General features: G+C 68.8%; 20 protein-coding genes. 11 read left to right on the forward strand and 9 right to left on the reverse strand.

What is annotated here, in order from left to right:
* The first annotated feature begins 38 nt into the window (after nucleotides 1-38).
* From RN51_RS06765 to RN51_RS06775, 3 genes are read left to right on the forward strand one after another with little or no spacing between them, the layout of a single operon-like run.
* Entirely contained in the window at nucleotides 39-872 is an 834-nt protein-coding gene (locus RN51_RS06765; protein ID WP_045263284.1) for a purine-nucleoside phosphorylase, read from the forward strand.
* Entirely contained in the window at nucleotides 869-2,539 is a 1,671-nt protein-coding gene (locus tag RN51_RS06770) for a phospho-sugar mutase (protein ID WP_045263285.1), read from the forward strand. The genes RN51_RS06765 and RN51_RS06770 overlap by 4 nt, the downstream gene beginning before the upstream one ends.
* A 2-nt stretch (nucleotides 2,540-2,541) precedes the next feature.
* Complete coding sequence (locus RN51_RS06775; RefSeq protein WP_045263286.1) at nucleotides 2,542-2,805, forward strand: HPr family phosphocarrier protein; 264 nt, start codon at nucleotides 2,542-2,544, stop codon at nucleotides 2,803-2,805.
* A gap of 9 nt (nucleotides 2,806-2,814) precedes the next feature.
* Here RN51_RS06775 and RN51_RS06780 read toward each other — a convergent pair whose 3' ends face one another.
* Nucleotides 2,815-4,737: a BglG family transcription antiterminator gene (locus RN51_RS06780; protein ID WP_045263287.1), complete on the reverse strand. Its 1,923-nt coding sequence runs from the start codon at nucleotides 4,735-4,737 to the stop codon at nucleotides 2,815-2,817.
* Between the two features lie 165 nt (nucleotides 4,738-4,902).
* Here RN51_RS06780 and RN51_RS06785 point away from each other — a divergent pair, with 165 nt between their 5' ends.
* The 8 genes from RN51_RS06785 to RN51_RS06820 all read left to right on the forward strand — a co-directional run bounded on the left by RN51_RS06785 (nucleotide 4,903) and on the right by RN51_RS06820 (nucleotide 12,580).
* A complete protein-coding gene (locus RN51_RS06785; protein ID WP_045263288.1) occupies nucleotides 4,903-5,217 on the forward strand; it encodes a PTS sugar transporter subunit IIB in 315 nt (104 codons plus the stop codon).
* Complete coding sequence (locus RN51_RS06790; protein WP_045263289.1) at nucleotides 5,214-5,495, forward strand: HPr family phosphocarrier protein; 282 nt, start codon at nucleotides 5,214-5,216, stop codon at nucleotides 5,493-5,495. Before RN51_RS06785 ends, RN51_RS06790 begins: the two co-directional genes overlap by 4 nt.
* A complete protein-coding gene (ptsP, locus tag RN51_RS06795) occupies nucleotides 5,492-7,177 on the forward strand; it encodes a phosphoenolpyruvate--protein phosphotransferase (RefSeq protein WP_082066484.1) in 1,686 nt (561 codons plus the stop codon). Before RN51_RS06790 ends, ptsP begins: the two co-directional genes overlap by 4 nt.
* Nucleotides 7,174-8,805 carry a PTS mannitol transporter subunit IICB gene (locus RN51_RS06800; RefSeq protein WP_045263290.1) on the forward strand — a complete coding sequence of 544 codons (1,632 nt, stop codon included), beginning with the start codon at nucleotides 7,174-7,176 and terminating at the stop codon, nucleotides 8,803-8,805. Before ptsP ends, RN51_RS06800 begins: the two co-directional genes overlap by 4 nt.
* Entirely contained in the window at nucleotides 8,802-9,236 is a 435-nt protein-coding gene (locus tag RN51_RS06805) for a PTS sugar transporter subunit IIA (RefSeq protein ID WP_045263291.1), read from the forward strand. Before RN51_RS06800 ends, RN51_RS06805 begins: the two co-directional genes overlap by 4 nt.
* Nucleotides 9,233-10,390: a mannitol-1-phosphate 5-dehydrogenase gene (locus RN51_RS06810; protein WP_045263292.1), complete on the forward strand. Its 1,158-nt coding sequence runs from the start codon at nucleotides 9,233-9,235 to the stop codon at nucleotides 10,388-10,390. Before RN51_RS06805 ends, RN51_RS06810 begins: the two co-directional genes overlap by 4 nt.
* A gap of 100 nt (nucleotides 10,391-10,490) precedes the next feature.
* The gene (locus RN51_RS06815; protein ID WP_045263293.1) at nucleotides 10,491-11,783 is read left to right on the forward strand and encodes a flavin-containing monooxygenase; all 1,293 of its coding nucleotides are present in this window, start codon (nucleotides 10,491-10,493) and stop codon (nucleotides 11,781-11,783) included.
* Nucleotides 11,784-11,836: 53 nt separating this feature from the next.
* Nucleotides 11,837-12,580 (forward strand): alpha/beta hydrolase, encoded by a 744-nt coding sequence (locus tag RN51_RS06820; protein WP_045263294.1) that lies wholly within the window; start codon nucleotides 11,837-11,839, stop codon nucleotides 12,578-12,580.
* A 3-nt stretch (nucleotides 12,581-12,583) separates the two neighbouring features.
* Here RN51_RS06820 and RN51_RS06825 read toward each other — a convergent pair whose 3' ends face one another.
* The 8 genes from RN51_RS06825 to RN51_RS06860 are packed head-to-tail and all read right to left on the reverse strand — an operon-like array spanning nucleotide 12,584 to nucleotide 21,655.
* Nucleotides 12,584-13,501, reverse strand: coding sequence for a carbohydrate kinase family protein (locus RN51_RS06825; protein WP_045263295.1), 918 nt, complete (start codon nucleotides 13,499-13,501; stop codon nucleotides 12,584-12,586).
* Between the two features lie 27 nt (nucleotides 13,502-13,528).
* A complete protein-coding gene (locus RN51_RS06830) occupies nucleotides 13,529-14,638 on the reverse strand; it encodes a polysaccharide deacetylase family protein (protein ID WP_045263296.1) in 1,110 nt (369 codons plus the stop codon).
* Nucleotides 14,639-14,640: 2 nt separating this feature from the next.
* Nucleotides 14,641-15,756, reverse strand: coding sequence for an adenosine deaminase (locus tag RN51_RS06835; RefSeq protein ID WP_045263297.1), 1,116 nt, complete (start codon nucleotides 15,754-15,756; stop codon nucleotides 14,641-14,643).
* A gap of 50 nt (nucleotides 15,757-15,806) precedes the next feature.
* Nucleotides 15,807-17,120, reverse strand: a complete 1,314-nt coding sequence (locus tag RN51_RS06840) for a thymidine phosphorylase (RefSeq protein ID WP_045263298.1) — start codon at nucleotides 17,118-17,120, stop codon at nucleotides 15,807-15,809.
* Nucleotides 17,117-17,515: a cytidine deaminase gene (locus RN51_RS06845; protein WP_017828470.1), complete on the reverse strand. Its 399-nt coding sequence runs from the start codon at nucleotides 17,513-17,515 to the stop codon at nucleotides 17,117-17,119. The genes RN51_RS06840 and RN51_RS06845 overlap by 4 nt, the downstream gene beginning before the upstream one ends.
* Before the next feature lie 26 nt (nucleotides 17,516-17,541).
* Nucleotides 17,542-18,825, reverse strand: coding sequence for an ABC transporter permease (locus RN51_RS06850; protein WP_419865794.1), 1,284 nt, complete (start codon nucleotides 18,823-18,825; stop codon nucleotides 17,542-17,544).
* Entirely contained in the window at nucleotides 18,825-20,144 is a 1,320-nt protein-coding gene (locus RN51_RS06855; RefSeq protein WP_045263300.1) for an ABC transporter permease, read from the reverse strand. The genes RN51_RS06850 and RN51_RS06855 overlap by 1 nt, the downstream gene beginning before the upstream one ends.
* The gene (locus tag RN51_RS06860; protein WP_045263301.1) at nucleotides 20,141-21,655 is read right to left on the reverse strand and encodes an ABC transporter ATP-binding protein; all 1,515 of its coding nucleotides are present in this window, start codon (nucleotides 21,653-21,655) and stop codon (nucleotides 20,141-20,143) included. Before RN51_RS06860 ends, RN51_RS06855 begins: the two co-directional genes overlap by 4 nt.
* Nucleotides 21,656-21,736 lie beyond the last annotated feature (81 nt).

The following is a 21,736-nucleotide window of genomic DNA, read 5'->3' on the forward strand; positions in this document are numbered from 1 at the left end:
TCCTGGCACCCGAGCCTGCACCTTCCTAGAGTGGATCCATGCCCGTAACGCACAGCAACCCCCTCGACGACCCGACCGCGAACCCGTTCGAGGTGGCCGCGCAGGCCGCCGCCGACATCGCCCGTCTGACCGGCGTCGAGAGCCATGACATCGCCCTCACCCTCGGCAGCGGCTGGGGCAAGGCCGCCGACATCATCGGCGAGACCGTGGCGACGATTCCCGCGACCGAGGTCACCGGATTCTCGAAGCCCGCGCTCGAGGGCCACGTCGGGACGCTCCGCAGCATCCGCACGCCCGGCGGCAAGAACGTCCTGGTCATCGGTGCACGCACGCACTACTACGAGGCCCACGGCGTGCGCCGCGTGGTGCACAGCGTCCGCACCGCCGCCGCGACGGGCGCGAAGATCATGGTGCTCACGAACGGAGCGGGCGGCATCCGCGAGACCTGGACTCCCGGCCAGCCCGTGCTGATCAGCGATCACATCAACCTCACGGCCGATTCGCCGCTCGAAGGCGCCACGTTCGTCGACCTCACCGACCTCTACTCGAAGCGCCTTCGCGACATCGCCCGCTCGATCGACCCGGCGCTCGACGAGGGCGTCTACACGCAGTTCCGCGGGCCCCACTACGAGACTCCGGCGGAGGTGCAGATGGCGAAGCACATCGGCGGCCACATCGTCGGGATGTCCACCGCGCTCGAGGCGATCGCGGCCCGTGAGGCCGGCATGGAGATCCTCGGCTTCTCCCTGATCACCAATCTCGCCGCGGGCATCCAGCAGACCCCGCTCAGCCATGCCGAGGTGATCGAAGCAGGACGCGAGGCTGAGCCCGTGATCTCCGCGCTCCTGGCCAGGGTGGTCGAGGCCCTGTGAACGAGGACCGTCTCGCCCAGGCCCGCGCTTGGCTGCGCCAGGACCCCGACCACGAGACCCGCGACGAGCTCGCCGGCGTGATCACCCGCGCCGCAACCGGTGACGAAGGTGCGATCGCCGATCTGGACGACCGTTTCCGCACGCGTCTCGCCTTCGGCACAGCGGGCTTGCGTGGTGAGCTCGGCGCCGGGAGCAACCGGATGAACAGGGTGCTCGTGGCCCAGGCAGCGGCGGGGTTCGCCGCCTACCTGCGAGAGAAGTCCAACGGCCAGACGCCGACGGTCGTGATCGGCTACGACGGGCGTCGCAACTCCCGCGTGTTCGCGACGGACTCCGCCGAGCTGTTCGCGGGAGCGGGACTGCGCGCGATCCTGCTCCCCCGCCTGCTCCCCACCCCCGTCCTCGCGTTCGCCGTGCGCCACCTGGGTGCCGACGCCGGCGTGATGGTAACGGCGAGCCACAACCCGCCGAACGACAACGGGTACAAGGTCTATCTGGGCGGCGCCGATCAGGGCTCCCAGATCGTCGCACCTGCGGACGCGGAGATCGCCGCGCATATCCAGCGCACCGCGGATGCGGGACCGGTGACGGCGCTTCCGCGCTCCACGGAGTACGAGACCGCAGGAGAGGACGTCGTCGAGGCGTACATCGCAGCGACCGCCGCGGTGGCCCCCGCTCCCGCAGGTACCACCGGGATGCGCTGGGTGTACACGGCGATGCACGGCGTGGGTTGGGAGACGCTGTCCCGCATCGTGAAGGACGCCGGCTACCCGCAGCCGTTCGTGGTCGACGAGCAGCTCACCCCCGATGCCACCTTCCGCACCGTGTCCTTCCCCAACCCGGAGGAGCCCGGCGCCATGGATCTCGCCTTCGCGAGGGCCCGCCGCGTCAAGGCGGACTTCATCCTGGCCAACGACCCCGACGCGGACCGCCTGGCCGTCGCGATTCCCGACGACTCGGCAGAAGGCGGCTGGCGTCGCCTCACCGGCAACGAGGTCGGACTCCTGCTCGGCGCGAGGGCAGCGCGTGCTGCGGCGGGCACACCGGGGGCATCGCTCGCGTGCTCGCTCGTCTCCTCTCCGGGGCTCGGCGCCGTCGCGACCCATCATGGACTCGACTTCCACGAGACCCTCACGGGCTTCAAATGGATCTCGCGCGCCCCCGGCATCGTCTTCGGTTTCGAAGAGGCCCTGGGCTACCTCGTGAACCCGGAGACCGTGCGCGACAAGGACGGGGTTTCCGCCGCCGTCGCCGTCCTGGGCCTCGCGGCCGAGGCACGCGATCGCGGAGCCACCCTCGCCGACCTGCTCGACGAGCTCGGCGAGACCTACGGGCACTTCGCCAGCGGTCAGGTGTCGGTGCGCGTCGACGACCTCTCGATCATCGGCACCGTGATGCTCGCCCTGCGCACGCTCCCCCCGACGCACATCGCCGGTCGGTCGATCGCCTCGGCCGAGGATCTGCTGCAGGCGGGTCAGGGACAGCCGTCCGGCGACGTGCTGCGCTACCGGCTGACCGACGGGTCTCGCGTGATCGTGCGTCCCAGCGGCACCGAGCCGAAGCTGAAGGTCTACATCGACGCGAAGGCGGACTCCGCGGAGCGCGCGCGGGAGGCCGTCGCCGAACTCGAAGCCGGGGTGCGCACCCTGCTCGACGAACGTTCCTGAGCATGCCCGTCCGACGCCTCATCGTCAGCGCACACAACGGCGTGCATGCCCGTCCGGTGGCCGAGCTCGTGCGACTCGCGCAGTCGCACGGGTCTCCGGTCACCCTCCGCACGGCCGACGGCACGACCGTCGATCTGAGCAGCGTGCTGGCCGTGATGGACCTCGGGATCGCGACAGGAGATCCCGTCGAGATCGAGACCGCACCGTCTCCGACGTCCGAAGCCGTCCTGGATCAGCTCGAGGCGGTCCTGGCCCCCGATTCCTGAACGCGGCCCTCAGCCGTCGATCACGGCCACGAGCTCGTCCAGGAACGCCTCGAAAGTCGTCCCCTTCCGCACGATCCGCTGAACGCTCTCGCGCTCGCTGAACACCTCGACGAGCTGCTCGAACACGGTCTGGAAGGCCGCACGGTCGCTCTCGCTGAACGCCGCGAGGGCGACCACCTGCACGCGGCCTCCGCCCCAGGCCGCTGAACCGTCGGCGACGCCGATGGCGATGGCGGTGCGGGTCGCCGTCATCTGGAGCGCATGCGGCACGGCGAGCGCGTCCGTGAAGGCGGTCGATGACATCCGCTCCCGCACGATGGTGTTCTCGATGTAGTCCTCGCCGATGAGGCCCGACTGCACCAGAAGACCGCCCAGACGCCGGATGATCGCCTCCTCCCCCTCGTCCGGCAGGGGGAAGATGTAGGCGTCGGCGAGGAAGTAGCGGGCGAGCTCGCCGCGGAGGCGGGTCAGACGCCGTCCCCTACGCACCCGGGCAGCCGCCTGCTGGATGCGGTCGACGTCGGCGTCGGTCAGGAACGGCTGGATGCGTACGAAGCGGTCGCCGGAGGACCCGGGTTCGATGGTGCTGAGCACGAGGTCGGTATCGAACGAGGCCCAGTCGGGGTCGACGTTCGTGACCACGGTGGTCACCTCGATGGCCGAGCCCAGCGAACGGTCGACACTGGACCGGAGCAGCTCGTGCAGCTCGTGATACCCCGGGCAGACGATCGTGGCGGTGAGGATGGACTCCGCCTTGCGGCTGCGTTCGAGACGGCCACCCACATGCATGGCGATGTAGGCGATCTCGTCATCGTGGATCGGCGTGCCCACGCGGTCGTGCAGCCCGCTCGCGATCGAGACGGCCACCTCGAAGATCATCGGGTACGTCGCCTTCAGCGACCGGGTGAGCGGGTTTCGCGTGAGGGCGCTCTCCTCCGCCCGCCGCAGCAGATTCTGCACGTGCAGGGCGAGACGCAGGACGAAGGTCTCGTCGACCAGGTCGACCTGGAAGTCCTCGGCTGCTCGCGCGATCTCCGCACGCACGGCGGCCTCGACCAGGGGGTCCACACCGCTGCGGGCGACTTCGCGTGTCGTGGCTTCCCCCGGCGCGACGATGCGCGTCAGCACGAGGGACGCGAGGTGGCCGCTGTCGCCATCGCCGAGGACCACTGCGAAGTGCTCGAAAGCCAGGCGGGCGATGACCGTCCCCACGCGCGGGATCTCCTCGCGGGTGCCGGCCGGCGCGGATTCGAGGGTGTGCCCTGCGGCGACCCGCTCCGCAGCGATCGCGATATGCAGCAGCACGTCGGAGATCGCGAGCTCGTTCACGTAGTAGCCGAGCTCACCCAGCTCGCGCACCAGCGCCGACTTGAAGGGGCCGACCGCACCGGCGTCCACGGCCGATCCAGACAGTGCCCGGCGGAAGGTCTCCGGATGGAACGAGGCGTCATCCATCTCGTCGTGGGCAAGCCTGCTGAGCAGACGTCGCTGCGCCGTCTCGTTGCCGCGCAGCCGCACGTTCTCGCGCTCGCGCTCGAGTGTCAGCTCGGTGCCGTCGAGCAGGCCGCGCACGCGCACCAGATCCGCTTCGAGCGTCGCTTCACTGACGTGCAGGTCCTCCGCGGTGTCGAACACGTCGATCCCCGCCGGCTGATCGAGCAGGAGTCGTACCAGGGTGTGCAGGCGATCGCGAGGCGCGGAGTCTCCGCTCTGGCGCATGCGCATCGCGCCCCATGCACCGGATCCGGCACGATAGCCCGCAGGGCCCGACTCGATGACGGCGGCTCCGGGAGTGCGGGCGTTCAGCGCCGCCACATAGGAGCGGATGCTGCGCGGGGTGACGCCCATGAGGTCGGCGAGGCTCGCAGCCGTCGCCCATCCCTCTTGACGCAGCAGCGTCGCGAGAAGCTGGTCCTGACGCTGGCGCGACATGATCCTCCCCTCCCGCGTGCTGACCGCACCGTCTCGACGTGTTCTCCATGATGTCAGGTGGTCGGCACCTCGGGGCGGAAGGCGCCGTTCCGCAGGGGCGGAAAGGAACGTGTTGGCGCGCACCCCCGCTTCGTTCCCAGACTGTTCTCAGGAAAGGTGGCATCGATGAGGATCCTCGTGGTGTGCGGTGCGGGAGCATCGAGCACGTTCGTCGCGCAACGACTTCGCCGTGCCGCCGCCCTCGCCGGTCTCGACTGGGAGGCATCTGCCGGCCTGGAGAGCACCGCCTCCGGCTCCGACCACGACCTGATCCTGGTCGGCCCGCACCTCGGCGACCGACTCGATGCGATCCGCGAGAGTGCGAGCGCGCCCGTCGCCGTGCTCCCGGAGGACGTCTTCTCCGATCTCGACGGCTCGCGCACGCTCGTCCTCGCCCGTGCGATCCTCGCCGTCGGCGAAACCCCGAAAGGAACATCATGACCGCCACCCGCACCGTCCGGATCGGCTCCTCGCATGGACTGCACGCTCGCCCCGCGAAGCTCTTCGCGCAGGCGGCGAAGGAGTCAGGCATCCCCGTGACGATCGCGAAGGACTCCGGGAAGCCGGTCAACGCGGCGAGCATCCTCGGCGTCATCGCCCTGGCCATCGAACACGGCGACTACGTCACGCTGACCGCGGACGGTGACGGCGCGGAGAAGGTGCTCGACACCCTCACCGAGCTGCTCACCACCGACCACGACCAGGACGCCGCCGGATGAGCGAGCTGCGCGGGGTGGGGATCGGTCTCGGCGTCGCCCAGGGACCGATCGTCCGCATGGCCGAGGCGATGCCGGCTCCCGAGAACACGCCGAGCATCGCGGGCGCGGACGCCGAACGAGCCAGGGTCCGTGACGCCGTCTCGGCCGTCGCGAAGGAGCTGAACGAGCGTGGCGAAGCCGCAGGAGGATCGGCGCAGGAGGTCCTCGAGGCACAGGCCATGATCGCCGAGGACCCCACCCTCCAGGACGAGGTCGACACTCGGATCGATGCGGGCGCGACGGCCGAGTGGGCCGTGCACGACGCGTTCGCAGGGTTCCGCGCCACCCTCGAGGCGGTCGGCGGCTACCTCGGTGAGCGTGCCGCAGACCTCGACGACATCGCGCAGCGGGTGCTCGCGCACCTCCGCGGCGTCGACGCCCCCGGAGTCCCGAACCCGGGGCACCCGTTCGTGTTGGTCGCCCGTGATCTCGCGCCGGCGGACACCGCACTCCTCGACCTGGATCAGGTCCTCGCGCTGATCACCACCGACGGCGGCCCGACCTCGCACACGGCGATCCTCGCCAGGGAGAAGGGCATCGTCGCGATCGTCGGCGTCGCCGACGGCGACGTGCTCACCACCGGCGAGACCGTGATCGTCGATGCAGCGGGCGGCGTGGTCACGCGCGAACCGACGGACGACGAGATGGCTCGCGCCACCGAGCGCGCCGCCGCTCGACGGTCGGCCGACGCGGCCCCACTTACTCCCGGCGCTCTCGCCGACGGCACGCCTGTCGCGCTGCTCGCGAATCTGGGGAAGCCTGCAGATGCGGCCGACGCGGTCGCTCGGGGGGCCGAGGGCGTCGGGCTGTTCCGCACCGAGTTCCTGTTCCTCTCCTCCGCGCAGGCGCCCACCATCGCACAGCAGCGCGAGTCGTATCGCGAGCTGCTGGCGGCCTTCCCCGGCAAGAAGGTCGTGGTGCGGATGCTCGACGCCGGTGCCGACAAGCCGCTGGCTTTCCTGAACGACGCACACGAGGAGAACCCGGCACTCGGACTCAGAGGTCTGCGGGCGCTGCGCGCCAGCGAGGACATCCTCCGGGAGCAGCTCACCGCACTCGCCGAGGCCGACGCCGTGACCGAGGCCGACCTCTGGGTGATGGCCCCCATGGTGGCCACGGTCGAGGAGACGATCTACTTCACAGGGCTCGCCCGCGAGTACGGGCTGAAGACCGCCGGGGTGATGGTCGAGATCCCGGCGAGCGCACTGCTCGCCGATCGCGTCCTCGCGCACGCCGACTTCGCCTCGATCGGCACCAACGACCTCACGCAGTACACGATGGCGGCCGACCGCATGCTCGGTTCCGTCGCTGGATTCCAGGACCCCTGGCACCCGGCCGTCCTCCGCCTCGTGCGCGAGGTGGGCGATGCCGGCACCCGCCTCGGCAAACCCGTCGGCATCTGCGGCGAGGCCGCAGCCGACCCGCTGCTCGCCGTGGTGCTGGTCGGTCTCGGCGCGACCAGCCTGTCGATGGCGCCGTCCGCCCTCGCCGATGTCCGTCACGCGCTGTCCGCGCGCACCCCGTCCGAGGCGCGGAGTCTCGCCCAGGCCGCCCTGGCCGCCGACGATGCCTCCTCCGCCCGAAACGCCGTGGCAGCCCTCGCCGCGGAACTCCCCCTCCACAAGAAAGAGACGACATCATGACGACGACGTCACCTGCCGCCACCAGACCCGGCGGCCTGCGCGTAGGAGTGCAGCGCTTCGGCACATTCCTCTCGGGCATGATCATGCCCAACATCGCGGCCTTCATCGCCTGGGGCTTCATCACGATGTTGTTCATCCCGAAGGGGTTCTTCGGCGCGGAGAGCCCGTTCGGCTGGCACTGGGCCGGCGTGTCCGAGATCCTCGGCGGTGGTGGAGACTCCGTCATCATCGGCTGGCAGGGTGCCATGACCGCCGTGGCGGAAGGTGCTGACGGCAACATCCTCGCCTACGTGGGCCTGGTCGGTCCGATGGTGACGTACCTGCTCCCGCTGCTGATCGCGAACACCGCAGGCCGCATGGTCTACGGTGAGCGCGGAGGCGTGGTCGCGTCGATCGCAACGGTCGGCGTGATCGTCGGCACGAACATCCCGATGTTCCTCGGCGCCATGATCATGGGTCCCCTCGCCGCCTGGGTCATGAAGCAGGTCGACCGGCTGTGGGACGGCAAGATCAAGCCCGGCTTCGAGATGCTGGTCAACAACTTCTCGGCCGGAATCCTCGGCATGATCCTGGCGATCTTCGGCTTCTTCGCCTTCGGCCCCGTGATGCTCGGCATCAGCGCCGCGCTCGGTGCCGCTGTCGACTGGCTGGTCTCGCTGCAGCTGCTTCCGCTCGTATCGATCATCGTCGAGCCCGCGAAGGTGCTGTTCCTGAACAACGCCATCAACCACGGCGTGTTCACCCCGCTCGGCATCGAGCAGGCGACCGAGACCGGCAAGTCCATCCTGTTCCTCATCGAGGCGAACCCCGGCCCCGGCCTCGGTCTGCTCCTCGCGTTCACGTTCTTCGGCGTCGGCGCGGCGAAGGCCTCGGCTCCGGGAGCGGCGATCATCCAGTTCTTCGGTGGCATCCACGAGATCTACTTCCCCTACGCCCTGAGCAAGCCGACCACCATCCTCGCGCTCATCGCCGGTGGCGCGGCCGGTGTCACGACGAACATGGTCCTCGGCGGGGGCCTCGCCTTCCCCGCAGCTCCGGGAAGCATCATCGCCGTGACCGCTGCCGCCATCGGCCCTGGCGTCGGCAACCTCCTGGTCGTCTACCTCTCCGTCATCGTCGCGGCGACCGTGACCTTCCTCATCACCGGTGTGATCCTGCGGGCATCCCGCAAGCGCGACCTCGAGGCCGAGGGTGACACCTTCGGCGCCGCGATCGCGCAGACCGAAGCCAACAAGGGCAAGTCGTCCGCCGCGATGGACGCACTGCGCACGTCGACGGCGTCCGCGGCGCCGGAGGCCGCGCCCGCCACGAGCGCGACCGTGATCTCGGCACCGATCGAGCGGATCGTGTTCGCCTGCGATGCCGGGATGGGCTCGTCCGCCATGGGCGCGAGCGTGCTGCGCAACAAGCTCAAGAAGGCCGGCATCGAGGACATCACGGTCACCAACCAGGCGATCGCCAACCTCGACGGGACGGCTGACGTCGTCATCACGCAGCAGCAGCTCACCGAGCGCGCCGAGGCGAAGTCGCCGAACTCGGTCCACGTCTCCGTGGACAACTTCATGAACTCGCCCCGCTACGAAGAAGTCGTCGAGATGGTGCGCGAGCAGCGAAAGGAAACAGAATGAGCGTCCTCACCCAGGATCAGGTCCGCATCCATCCCGGTGGTGCGACACGAGACGAGGCTCTGCAGGAGGCGACGGACATCCTCGTCTCCGCCGGTGCCGTGACCCCGGCCTATGTCGACGCGATGCGACAGCGTGAGGAGACGGTGTCGACGTTCATGGGCAACGGCCTGGCCATCCCGCACGGCACGAACGACGCGAAGGACACCATCCTCGCCTCCGCGCTGTCGGTCGTCCGCTACGACGGCGGCGTGGACTGGTCCGGCGAGCCCGCGACCTTCGTGATCGGCATCGCCGGCATCGGCGACGAGCACCTGGAGATCCTCTCCCGCATCGCGATCCTGTTCTCCGAGGAGGACGACGTCGCGAAGCTGTCAGCGGCGCAGACTCCCGAGGAGCTCTACGCCCTCCTGTCGGAGGTGAACGAAGGATGAAGGCGGTCCACTTCGGGGCGGGCAACATCGGACGCGGGTTCGTCGGGCTGCTGCTGCGCGACGGCGGGTACGAGGTGGTCTTCTCGGACGTCGCAGATGCACTGGTCGATGCGATCAACGAGGTCGACTCGTACACCGTGCACGAGGCCGGCCCCGGAGGGACCGATCACGTCGTCACCGGGTTTCGCGCGGTCAACAGTCGCACGCATCCGGCCGCGGTCGCCGAGGAGGTCGCGACCGCGGATGTCGTCACGACCGCGGTGGGCCCGACCGTGCTGCGATTCGTCGCGCCCTCGATCGTCGCCGGACTCGCCCTGCGCAGTCCGGACTCCGCGCCGCTGCAGGTGATGGCGTGCGAGAACGCGATCGGAGCCACCGACCTGCTGCGGCGGGAGGTCGTCGCTGCGGCGGGCGACGATGCCGAGACGCTGCTCGCACGTGCGGTGTTCGCCAACACGGCCGTGGACCGCATCGTCCCGGCGCAGCCGGAGGGATCGGGCGTGGACGTGACGGTCGAGCCCTACTTCGAGTGGGCCATCGAGTCGGGCCCCTTCGGCGGCGAGCTGCCGAACATTCCCGGTGCGCACTTCGTCGAGGACCTGGCGCCGTACATCGAGCGCAAGCTGTTCACGGTGAACACGGGCCATGCGGCGACCGCGTACTTCGGAGCGCGTGCGGGCATCGAGCGCATCTCGGACGCCCTCGCCGACCCGGCCATCGCGGCGAGCGTCTCTGCAGCTCTCGAGGAGACATCGGCCGTCCTGGTGGCCGAGCACGGGCTCGACCCGGCAGACCTCGCCGACTACCGTGCGACGATCCTCGAACGCTTCCGCAACCCCGCGCTCGTCGACACCGTGCAGCGCGTCGGGCGTCAGCCGCTGCGGAAGATCTCACGGCATGAGCGCTTCGTGGGCCCAGCCGCCATGGCGGCGGAACGGGGGCTTCCTGCCGAGGCGCTCGTCGCCGCCGTGTCAGCAGCACTCGAGTTCGACGACCCCGCCGACGAGCAGTCCGTCGAGCTGCAGCAGCTGCTCCGCACAACGGACCCCGCCGCGTTCACCACCAGCACGACGGGCCTCGACCCGGAGCACCCGCTGTTCCCGCTGATCCGCGATGCCGTCGCCGCCCGGCAACAGCAGCTGGGCGCTGTCTGACGCCTCGCTCAGAGACGCCCCCGTCTGCCGATACCATCGGTGGGCGGGGGCGTTTCTCGACACGACGGCGTGCGGGAGGACAGTGAGGTTCGGGAGCCACATGAACGGATATGCCGTGATCGGCGCGGGACCGTCGGGCCTCGCCGCTGCCCGAGCACTGCAGAAGCGCGGCATCGGCGTGGACGGCTATGAGGCCTCGCACGGCGTCGGCGGGCTGTGGGACATCGAGAATCCCCGCAGCACGATGTATGAATCCGCGCACCTGATCTCCTCGCGCACCACGACGGAGTTTGCCGAGTTCCCGATGCGCTCGTCGGTCGACTACCCGGGTCATCGAGTGGTCAAGACGTACTTCGAGGACTATGCGGCCCGCTTCGAGCTCACCGCTCTGTTCCGGTTCGACACGACCGTGACCCGCCTCGAACCGCGCGACGGCGGATGGGATCTCGCGAGCGCGGGTCCCGATGGCGTCGAGACACGGTGGTACAGAGGTGTCGTGCTCGCGAACGGGACGCTCGCCCGGCCGAACGTTCCCTCCTTCCCCGGCGAGTTCACGGGCGAGCTGCTGCACACGAGCGCGTACAGGTCGCCGGAACAGCTGAGGTCCAGGCGGGTGCTGCTGGTCGGCGCGGGCAATTCCGGCTGCGATATCGCGGTCGACGCCGTGCACCACGCACTGTCGGTCGACATGAGCGTTCGGCGTGGCTACTACTTCGTGCCGCGATACCTGTTCGGAAGACCGAGCGACACCCTGAACCAGGGGCGTCCGCTCCCCGCCAGGATCAAGCAGGCCCTCGACAGCCGAGTGCTCCGTGCCTTCACCGGCGACCCCGTGCGGTTCGGGTTCCCGAAGCCGGACTACCGCATCTACGAGGCCCATCCGATCGTGAACACCATGATCCTGAACCACCTCGGACAGGGTGATCTGCGGATCCGCGCCGACGTCGCCCGATTCGACGGAGCGACCGTGCACTTCCGCGACGGCCGTGCCGACGACTACGACCTCGTGCTGCTCGCCACCGGGTACACCCTCGACTACCCGTTTGTCGACCGGGAGCACCTGCACTGGCGAGGCGCTTCGCCCCGACTGTTCCTGAACGCGTTCCCCTCGTCGTTCAACGGCCTCTACGTGATGGGCATGATCGAGGCATCCGGCATCGGCTGGCAGGGTCGCTACGAGCAGGCCGAGCTGCTCGCGGCCTACCTGGGCGCGGCTGAGGAGGACCCCGCACGCGCCGCCCGCTTCCGCCGACGTGTGACCGAGAAGCCCTGGCCGGATGTCACGGGTGGTTATCGCTACCTCGGTCTCGACCGGATGGCTTACTACGTCAACAAGGACGCCTACCGTGCGGCCGTGCGGAGCGAGAAGGACGCACTCGAGGCGCCGGAGTGAGACCACCCAGGCCACGGACATCGTCCGGTCGCCGCGCGCAGTAGCGTTGTCTCGTGGAGAAGAAGTCCCGCCGGATCCTGAGGCGCGTGCTGTGGAGCATCGCCATCGTGCTGGTGCTCGCCGTCGGTGGTGTGCTCGCCTGGACTCAGATCGGCGTCATGGCCGCAGAGCCGGAGCCGCTCGCGGCCGTGCGTGCGAACCCGGCGATCACGGTGACGGACGCCGATGAAGGCATCGTGCTCGCGCCTGCCGAGGGGGATTCCGAGCTCGGCCTCGTGTTCATCCCCGGTGCCAAGGTCGATCCCTGGGCGTATGCGGCCATCCTGCAGGGACTGGCCGAAGACGGGGTCACCGTCGTGATCACGCGTCCCTGGCTGAACCTGGCGTTCTTCGACCCGCGCGGTCTCGACGCGTTCACCTCCGCGGCACCCGGCATCGATGTCTGGAGCGTCGGTGGTCACTCGTTGGGCGGCGTGCGCGCCTGTCAGCTCGCATCCGACGCGGATGCGCTGGTGCTGTTCGCGTCGTACTGCGCGAACGACCTCTCCGGGAGCGATCTCCCCGTTCTGAGCCTGGCGGGCGGCGAGGACGGGCTATCCACGCCGCAGAAGATCGCGGATGCGCGGCATGAGCTGCCCACCGCTGCAGAGATGGTCGAGATCGACGGCGCCTCACACGCCTCGTTCGGCGACTACGGACCGCAGGACGGCGACGGCACCCCGACCATCTCGAGCGACGACATGCATGCCCAGGTCACGCGCCTCGCCGGGGACTTCCTCGCGCCGCTCGCGCCCTGAACCTCACTCCCCCTCAGGATCGCGCGCAGACCCGAGCACGGGGTCGGGCACGGACCCCAGCACAGCGTCGAGCAGCGGGTGCAGGTGCCGCGTGCGCAGCACCGACGCCGCGGAACGTGCTCCGGCTCGGAGGGCGTCGGGGATGCCGGCTCCGTCGAGACGTGCATCGAGCACTCCTGCCAGAAAGGCGTCTCCCGCACCGTTCGTGTCGACGACCTCGACGGATTCGGCGGGCACCCGATGCACGGTGCCGTCCTCGTCGACCGCGACGGCGCCGTCCGCTCCCAGGGTGCACACGGCCAGACGCGCTCCCGCCGCGATGCGTGACCGGAGGAACGCGACCGGATCGTCGAGCCTGTCGGCGTTGCAGAACACCGCCTCGGCAGCATCGAGGAAGGGCCGATGGTAGTCCGCCGACCCGTCGTAGTCGTGCACGTCCACCCAGATCGGCGTCCCTGTCGACCGGGCCAGAGGCAGCAGGCGCAGGGGTTCCGCGGCGAGGTCGAGGACGACCACATCCGCCCCTGTCATCTGTTCCTGCATGCTCAGGTCGTGTACGCCCGTGCTCTCCCCCGGCGTGGCGAGGTAGAGCGAGACACGCGCGCCCTCGCGGGTCATGAGGTTCAGATGCCGTTCGGTGACGCCGTCCTGCCAGTCGACCTGCACTGCCGCGGCCCGCAGAGCCTCACGGACGCGTGCACCCTCCCGGTCCGTCCCCGCGGTGGCATGGAGCCGGACGGTCCTGCCCAGCGCGGTCAGACTGAGCGCCTTACCCGCACTCGTTCCTCCGACCGTCTCCCAGGTGCTCTCGGCGAACTGCATGTGCGGCACCGGCTCCGGCAGCCGGTCGAGCACGACGATCGTGTTCCATGACGCCGGCCCGACGATGACGACGGAGGCGGACTCTGACGAGGAGGGCATGGCACCATCCTGCCGCGTGCTTCGCACTCAGCCGATGCGCGAGACCAGCGCGTCCAGACCCATGCCGTAGTCGATGCGCACGACGGGAAGAGCCAGCTTGTCGGTGCCGATCGTCACGTAGCCCGGCTCGATCGTGCGACCCATCTCGTATCCGGCCTGAGCGACACCTTGCTTCGTGGTGTCGTTGTAATGCCCGTAGGGATACGCCACGACCTGACCCACGCCGAGGATCTGGGCGGAGGTGGTGAGATCCGCGGCGATCTGGTCGGCGGTCCAGTTGACCATCCGGCCCTTGCCGTTGTCGCCGGCCTGATGCATGTCGTGCGTGTGCGAACGACGCTGCACATAGATCGATGGTGCCGGATCCTGCCGGTAGGCCGTGATCATGAACGACGTGCTGAGCACCTTGTACTTGTCGACGACCGGAACCGCCAGATCGAACCACGACTGGTCGGCGTCGTCGTCGGTGATGATCACGCTCTTGGCGGGGAGCGAGAGCCGACCGTCGATGAAAGCGCTGAGCTCATCCCACGTCGGCAGGTAGAACCCCGTCGTCGCGATGTGGTTCATCTGTGCGTCGAAGTCGCCGATGTACGCGTAGTTGCCGCGCAGCCAGCCCTTCTCCCCCTCGGGGTTGGCTGTGAACTGGTGGTACATCAGGATGGGAACTCGCACCTTCTCTGCGGCGTTCTCCTCCGGCGTCTTCCAGGCGGCGAAGAGCTCGACCTGTTGTTCGGCGCACACGACGGGATCTGCGCCGTTCACCCGGGCGGCGACGGTGAAGGCTCCCGCGTCCGCTGCACTCGAGTACCAGCCGGCGAACACCTTGCCCTCGAGCTGTGGGATCGGCAGTCCCTGGTAGAGATCGTCCTGGAACTGGAGCATCGGATCCGCAGGAGCGCCCTCGCCCGAGAAGGTGACGGCGCAGGCGCGCGGATCATCGGCATCGGCCACGAGCTGCTCCGCCGGCGTCAGCGGATGCTCGATCGTCGTCGACTGCGCCCTCGGGACGGTGTTCTCCGGCGTGCGGTTCAGCCACGCGAAGGCCACAGCGCCGGCTCCGACGACGACGACCGCAGCGACCGTGCAGACGATGACGGCGGTGCGTGCACGCCGTTTCTTCCCCCCGGAAGCCATGATCAGGCGTCGAAGCCTTCGGCGATCATCTCCACGAGCTCCTCGCGCTCCTCGACCGGCAGGAACGCGGCAGCGGCCGCGTTGAACTGGAACGTCTCGAGGTCGTCGAGGTCGTACTCGAAGGTCTCGACCAGCCGCGCGAGTTCCCTCGTGAGGGATGTGGCGCTCATGGTGCGATTGTCGACGTTCACGGTGACGGCGAAACCGAGCTGATAGAGCAGGTCGAACGGGTGGTCCACCATCGTGTCGCCCCACGCGGCGATCGCCCCGGTCTGCAGGTTCGACGACGGCGAGAGCTCCAGCGGGATCTCACGGTCGCGCACCCAGCGCGCGAGGTCTCCGAACTGCACCTGCACCTCGTCGCCCTCCTGCGTGATGACCTCGAGATCCTCCGCGATGCGCACGCCGTGGCCGAGGCGCAGGGCACGTCCGTCCAGCAGGGCCGACCGGATCGAGGCCAGGCCTGCCGCCTCTCCCGCATGCACGGTGACCGGGAAGAAGCTCTCGGCGAGATAGTCGAACGCCTTGCGGTGGTTCGACGGCGGGAATCCGTCCTCGGGGCCGGCGATGTCGAAGCCCACCGCACCGCGACCGCGGAAATCGACCGCGAGCTCGGCGATCTCGAGCGCGCGATCGGTGTGACGCATCGCGGTGATGAGCTGCCCGACTCGGATGCTGCGCCCGGAGCTGTCGGCGAGGTCTTCCCCCTCTTCGATACCCTGCTGCACGGCTTCCACGGTCTGCTCGAGCGTGAGACCGCGAGCCAGATGCTGCTCCGGCGCCCAGCGCACCTCGCCGTAGATCACTCCGTCGGCGGCGAGATCCTGCACGAACTCGCGCGCGACGCGGGTGAGCCCCTCCCGGGTCTGCATCACGGCTGTGGTGAGGTCGAACGTCTTGAGGTATTCGACCAGAGAACCCGAGTCGCTCTGCTTCGCGAACCACGAACCCAGGGCCGCCGGCTTCGACTCGGGAACGTCCAGTCCGATCTCATCCGCGAGCTCGATGATCGTGGCGGGCCGCAGCGCGCCGTCGAGGTGGTCGTGCAGCGACACCTTGGGCAAGCTCCGCAGGGAGACCCCCTGGAGCGTGACGTCGCCGTTCGCATCGATCGACATGGTGATCCTCTCGGTCGCGGATGTGCTCAGATCAGGCTAGCGGTCCGACGTCACGCGGTGATGCGCTCACGGACGATGGGGCCGGTGACCGGCGCCTCGTCCCCGATCTCCCACGAGCCCTCGAGCGCGTCGAGCGCCCGGCCGAAACGGGCGTCGTCCGCGGCAGAGAGGGTGAACAGCGGCTGACCGGCGACGACGCGATCGCCGGGCTTCGCGTGCAGATCGATTCCCGCTTCGAAGATCACCGGATCCTGCGCCCTGGCGCGACCCGCACCAAGACGCCAGGCGGCGACGCCGAACGGAAGGGCCTCCATGCGCGTGACGACGCCGTCGGCCGGTGCCAGCACCTGGTGGGTCTCACGCGCGGTCGGCAGCTCGGCATCAGGGTCGCCGTCCTGCGCGCGGATCATCGCCTTCCAGGTGTCCATGGCGCGGCCGTCGTCGAGCGCCGCCTCCACGTCGGCATCCGGCTGTCCGGCGAGGGCGAGCATCTCGCGCGCCAGAGCGATGGTCAGCTCACGCACGTCGGAGGGCCCGCCACCGGCGAGGATCTCCACCGACTCCCGCACCTCGTTCGCGTTCCCGATCGCGAGGCCGAGCGGGACGTTCATATCGGTCAGCAGGGCGGTCGTCGCGACGCCAGAGTCGGTGCCGAGGGCGACCATCGTGCGCGCCAGCTCGCGAGCACGGTCGATGTCCTGCATGAACGCACCGGATCCGAACTTCACATCGAGCACGAGCGCATCCGTGCCCTCGGCGATCTTCTTCGACATGATGCTGGAGGCGATCAGCGGGATGGCCTCCACTGTGCCGGTGACGTCGCGGAGCGCGTACAGCTTCTTGTCGGCGGGAGCGAGCCCGGAGCCGGCGGCGCAGATGACCGCACCCACATCGCCCTGCATCTGCGCGAACATCTCCTCGTTGCTGAGAGCCGCACGCCAGCCGGGGATCGACTCGAGCTTGTCGAGCGTGCCACCGGTGTGTCCGAGACCGCGACCGCTCAACTGCGGCACCGCCACGCCGAAGGATGCCACCAGAGGCGCCAGCGGCAGCGTGATCTTGTCGCCGACGCCACCCGTGGAGTGCTTGTCGACCGTGCGCTTGCCGAGCGAGGCGAAGCTCATCCGCTCCCCCGACGCGATCATCGCATCCGTCAGCACCCGGATCTCGTCGCGCTCCATGCCGCGCTGGAAGATCGCCATCGCGAACGATGCCATCTGCGCGTCCGAGACATAACCGCGGGTGTAGGCGTCGACCATCCAGCGCAGCGCCGGCTCTGGCACCGCACCGCCGTCGCGCTTGGCGCGGATCACATCGATCGCGTCGAACGGTTCGATAGCTCCCTGAGCCTGTCCAGCGGTCATCGTGCTTCCTCCAGGTCGCGCGGCCCGAACGCATCGGGCAGCACCTCGTCGATCGTGCGGATGCCGGAGACCGTCTCCAACAGCATCCCGGGCATCGCATGCTCGAACAGCAGCTGGCGGCAGCGTCCGCACGGCATGATCGTCTGCCCCTCGTTGTTCACGCACACGAAGGCGACGAGCTGACCGCCGCCCGACATGTGCAGGTCGCCGACCAGAGCGCACTCCGCGCACAGCGTCACGCCGTACGACGCGTTCTCGACGTTGCAGCCGGCCACGATCCGACCGTCGCCGACGAGTGCGGCAGCACCCACGCGATAGCGCGAGTACGGCGCGTACGCCTTCGTCATGGCATCGGTCGCGACCTGGCGCAGTTCATCCCAGTCGATGTCCGTCATTGCGATGCTTCTCTCCTCCGGCCGGGCTATGACTTGATGTACGGCTTGCCGTCGGCGGCAGGCGCCTTGATCTGGCCCGCGAACCCGGCGACCGCCAGCAGCGTCACCACGTACGGCAGCATCAGCATGAACTCGCCGGGGATCGGCGTCTTCAGGATCGACAGCAGGTTCTGCAGGTTGGTGGCGAAGCCGAACAGCAGCGCCGCGAGCGTCGCGCGGATCGGGTCCCAGCGGCCGAAGATCACTGCCGCGAGGGCGATGAAGCCGAGACCGGCTGTCATGTCCTTGCCGAACTGCGGCACCGAGACGAGTGTGAAGTACGCGCCGCCCATGCCCGCGATCGCGCCGGCCAGCAGCACGTTCCAGAACCGGGTCAGGTTCACCTTGATGCCCACCGTGTCGGCCGCCTGCGGGTGCTCGCCGACGGCACGCAGCCGCAGACCCCAGCGCGTGCGGTACAGACCCCACGCCACCACGGCGACGGTGATGAACATCAGGTACCCGATGAACGTCTGGTTGAACAGCACCGGTCCGATGATCGGGATGTCACTGAGCACCGGGATCTCGACGCGCGGGAAGCGCGCCGGGCGGTTGAGGGCTGCTTCATTGGGCGCGAGCAGCGCGCCGTAGAGGAAGCCCGTGAGACCGGTGACGAGCACGTTGAGCACCACACCGACGATGACCTGCTCGACGAGGTACTTGATCGCGAATGCCGCGAGGACGCTCGCCACGAGGACGCCGCCGATCATCGCACCGACCAGACCCACGAACGGGTTGCCGGTGATGCTCGAGAGAAGCGCCGCGGAGAACGCACCGAGGAGCAGCTGTCCCTCGATCGCGACGTTCACGACACCGGCGCGCTCCCCGATGACGCCGCCGAGTGCACCGAACACCAGGGGCACGGAGAGCGAGACCGCACCGAACAGCAGACTGGTCACAGGCACGAGTCCGCCGGCCGAGGCCCAGACGAGGAAGCCGAAGACGGCCAGCACGCTGAAGGCGATGACGAGCCACAGCGACGGTGCGCGGTAGGTCCAGGCACGGAGGAAAGCACCGACCGTCAGCACCACGAGGAAGCCGAACACGACCCAGAACGTCGACGCCGTCGGGAGCGACACATCCGGCAGCGCGAGCGCCGAGGACTGGTCGGAGAGGCGGAACGTGCTGATGCCGTCACGCGGCACGAACAAGAACAGCAGCGCGAGGAGGACCGTTGCACCGGCGAGGACGATCGGCGCCTTGAGGTGCCGTTCCTTCACGGTCGCCAGCTGAACAGTGCCATCGGCGGCCTGAGTCTGCACGAGGGACATCATGCCGCCACCGCCTTCTTCGCAGCCTTGGCTCTGAGCCGGGCTGCCTTCTCGATATCGGTCTTCGGGAGGAAGAACACCGCCCGCAGCAGGGGCGGCGCGGCGATGAACAGCACCACGAGCGACTGCACGACGAGCACGATGTCGACCGGGATGCTCTGCGCCTGCATCGAGAACGAGCCCGCCTTGAGCGCACCGAACAGGATGCCGGCCGCGAAGGTGCCCCATGCGCGGCTGCGTCCGAGGAGGGCGACGGTGATGGCGTCGAAGCCGATGCCGGCATCGATCGTCTCGGTGACGCCCGTGGTCACAGCCCCCTGGATCTGGTTCATGCCGGCAAGGCCCGCCAGTCCTCCCGCGAAGAGCATCGCGTAGACGTAGATGCGCTGCACGCTGATACCGGCGGCGCGCGCGGCGTGCGGGTTCTCACCCACGGCACGCATCCGCATGCCGAGCGACGAACGCTCGATGAGCCACCAGACGAACAGGGTCGCCACGATCACGATCACGAAGCCGAGGTCGAGCAGCGGGAACTGCGGTCCGAGCAGGGTCGGGAACTGGGCGCTCTCCGGTGTCGCCGAGCCGAGAGCCTGGTTGGTGCCCGGCTTCTGCAGCAGACCCGGGGTGCGGATCATCCACAGCAGCAGGTAGTAGGCGATGTAGTTCAGCATGATCGTGAGGATCACCTCGTGCGCGCCGGTGCGCGCCTTGATGAGCCCCGCGATCGCACCCCAGAGCGCGCCGCCCGCGATTCCCGCGATGAGCGTGGCCGGGATGTGCAGCCAGATCGGCAGGTCGAGCGAGAAGGTCAGCAGGGCCGCCACGGCGACACCGATGAGCATCTGGCCGCGAGCACCGATGTTGAACAGCCCCACGCGGAACGCGAGTGCGACGCCGAGACCTGCCGCGATGAGCGGGGCCGCGAAACCGAGCGTGTTGGTCAGGGGTCGGATCTGCGCCGCGAAGTCCGCACCGCGGGCGTTGAAGATCGCCCCGCGGAAGAGCGCCTCGTAGCCGTTGTAGACCGCGTTCCACGCAGCGGCGAAGGTATCACCGGGCTGTGCGAAGAAGTAGACGGATGCGTCGAGGACGTCCTGATTCGTGAAGGCGATCAGCACACCGCCGACGATGAGCGCCAGCACGATCGCCAGGATCGTCGTGACCGCATTGCCGCGGAGGATCTCCTTCAGGATGACGTTGCCGCGCGGGGGCGGCGGGACGTCCGAGGGGTCCCGCGGAACCGTGCCGGTGCTCGTGGCGAGCTCCTGCGGCGGGATCCCCTTGGTCACATCTCCCGCGCCGGGTGTCGCTCCGCTCACGCGGCCACCTCCCCTTCGGCCGCACCGGCCATCATGAGTCCGAGCGTCTCCCGAGGCGTGTCGCCGGGGACGATGCCGACGATGGTGCCGCGGTACATGACCGCGATCCGATCGGCGAGAGCTGCGACCTCGTCGAGCTCAGTGGAGACGACGATCACGGGCACTCCCGCATCGCGCGTCTCGATGATCCGCTTGTGGATGAACTCGATCGAACCGACGTCGACACCGCGGGTGGGCTGAGCCGCGACGAGGAGGCGCAGCGCGCGGCTCATCTCCCTGGCGATCACGACCTTCTGCTGGTTTCCGCCGGAAAGCGTTCCCGCTGCGGTCTCCGGACCCTGGGTACGGATGTCGTACTCCTTGATGCGCGCACGGGCGAACTCGTCGAGCACCGAGCGGCGCAGGGTGCCGGCGCGACTGAAGGCCGGGTCGTCCGAACGGTCGAGGATCAGGTTCTCCGCGACGGAGAATCCGGCCACCAGGCCGTCTTCCGTGCGGTCCTCCGGCACGAAGCCGACACCGGCGTCGAGGATCGCACGCACGCTCTTGCCCACGAGCTCCTTCCCGTCGAGCTCGATGCTGCCTTCGACACGGGCTGCAAGGCCCACGATGGCCTCCACGAGCTCGGTCTGGCCATTGCCCTGGACTCCCGCGATCGCGAGCACCTCTCCCGGGCGAACGGCGAAGTCGACACCGTCGACGACGATCGCACCCGTGGGGGTGAGCACGCGCAGCCCCTTGACCTCGAACCCGCCCTCGCCCAGACGCGGCGGCTCCTTATGGACGGTGAGCTCGACGGCTCGGCCGACCATGAGCGAGGCGAGCTCGGCGTTGGTGGCGGTCGGCGACGCCTCGCCGACGACGCGGCCGAGGCGGACGATGGTGATCTTGTCGGCGACCTCGCGGACCTCGCGCAGCTTGTGCGTGATGAACACGATCGCCGTGCCCTCGTCACGCAGCTGACGCATGATGGCCATCAGCTCGTCGGTCTCCTGCGGCGTGAGCACCGCGGTGGGCTCGTCGAACACGAGCACCTTCGCATCGCGCGAGAGCGCCTTGATGATCTCGACGCGCTGCTGCACTCCGACGGGAAGGTCGCCGACGAGCGCATCCGGGTCGATGTCGAAGCCGAAGCGGGCCGCGACCGACCGCACATGCTCTCGCGCCTTCGCGATGTCGAGCCTGCCGAGGGCCTTGGTCTGCTCGTGACCGAGCATCACGTTCTCGGCGACGGTGAACACCGGCACGAGCATGAAGTGCTGATGGACCATGCCGATACCCGCAGCCATCGCGTCGCCGGGACCGCGGAAGCGCTGCACCTCGTCATCGAGGAGGATCTCGCCCTCGTCAGCCTGATACAGGCCGTAGAGCACGTTCATGAGGGTGGACTTGCCTGCGCCGTTCTCACCGAGCAGCGCATGGATCTCACCCGGCTCGACCACGAGATCGATGTGGTCGTTGGCAACGAGGGTGCCGAATCGCTTGGTGATGCCGCGAAGTTCGAGCTTCATATCTGCACCTTATCCAGAAGAGTCATCCAGAAGAATCATCCAGGAGAGTCATCCCGGAGGATCATCGTCCGTCCACGACAC

This window comes from Microbacterium oxydans (assembly GCF_000956405.1).
GTDB classification, from domain to species: Bacteria; Actinomycetota; Actinomycetes; order Actinomycetales; family Microbacteriaceae; genus Microbacterium; species Microbacterium oxydans_C.

What these genes read in the sequence shown, in the direction of transcription:
- RN51_RS06785 (WP_045263288.1), top strand. Translation starts at nt 4,903, where the DNA reads ATGAGGATCCTCGTGGTGTGCGGTGCGGGAGCATCGAGCACGTTCGTC.
- RN51_RS06845 (WP_017828470.1), bottom strand. Translation starts at nt 17,515, where the DNA reads ATGACGGACATCGACTGGGATGAACTGCGCCAGGTCGCGACCGATGCC.
- RN51_RS06775 (WP_045263286.1), top strand. Translation starts at nt 2,542, where the DNA reads ATGCCCGTCCGACGCCTCATCGTCAGCGCACACAACGGCGTGCATGCC.
- ptsP (WP_082066484.1), top strand. Translation starts at nt 5,492, where the DNA reads ATGAGCGAGCTGCGCGGGGTGGGGATCGGTCTCGGCGTCGCCCAGGGA.
- RN51_RS06800 (WP_045263290.1), top strand. Translation starts at nt 7,174, where the DNA reads ATGACGACGACGTCACCTGCCGCCACCAGACCCGGCGGCCTGCGCGTA.
- RN51_RS06860 (WP_045263301.1), bottom strand. Translation starts at nt 21,655, where the DNA reads ATGAAGCTCGAACTTCGCGGCATCACCAAGCGATTCGGCACCCTCGTT.
- RN51_RS06825 (WP_045263295.1), bottom strand. Translation starts at nt 13,501, where the DNA reads ATGCCCTCCTCGTCAGAGTCCGCCTCCGTCGTCATCGTCGGGCCGGCG.
- RN51_RS06780 (WP_045263287.1), bottom strand. Translation starts at nt 4,737, where the DNA reads ATGTCGCGCCAGCGTCAGGACCAGCTTCTCGCGACGCTGCTGCGTCAA.
- RN51_RS06850 (WP_419865794.1), bottom strand. Translation starts at nt 18,825, where the DNA reads ATGTCCCTCGTGCAGACTCAGGCCGCCGATGGCACTGTTCAGCTGGCG.
- RN51_RS06805 (WP_045263291.1), top strand. Translation starts at nt 8,802, where the DNA reads ATGAGCGTCCTCACCCAGGATCAGGTCCGCATCCATCCCGGTGGTGCG.
- RN51_RS06840 (WP_045263298.1), bottom strand. Translation starts at nt 17,120, where the DNA reads ATGACCGCTGGACAGGCTCAGGGAGCTATCGAACCGTTCGACGCGATC.
- RN51_RS06815 (WP_045263293.1), top strand. Translation starts at nt 10,491, where the DNA reads ATGAACGGATATGCCGTGATCGGCGCGGGACCGTCGGGCCTCGCCGCT.
- RN51_RS06810 (WP_045263292.1), top strand. Translation starts at nt 9,233, where the DNA reads ATGAAGGCGGTCCACTTCGGGGCGGGCAACATCGGACGCGGGTTCGTC.
- RN51_RS06790 (WP_045263289.1), top strand. Translation starts at nt 5,214, where the DNA reads ATGACCGCCACCCGCACCGTCCGGATCGGCTCCTCGCATGGACTGCAC.
- RN51_RS06765 (WP_045263284.1), top strand. Translation starts at nt 39, where the DNA reads ATGCCCGTAACGCACAGCAACCCCCTCGACGACCCGACCGCGAACCCG.
- RN51_RS06835 (WP_045263297.1), bottom strand. Translation starts at nt 15,756, where the DNA reads ATGTCGATCGATGCGAACGGCGACGTCACGCTCCAGGGGGTCTCCCTG.
- RN51_RS06830 (WP_045263296.1), bottom strand. Translation starts at nt 14,638, where the DNA reads ATGGCTTCCGGGGGGAAGAAACGGCGTGCACGCACCGCCGTCATCGTC.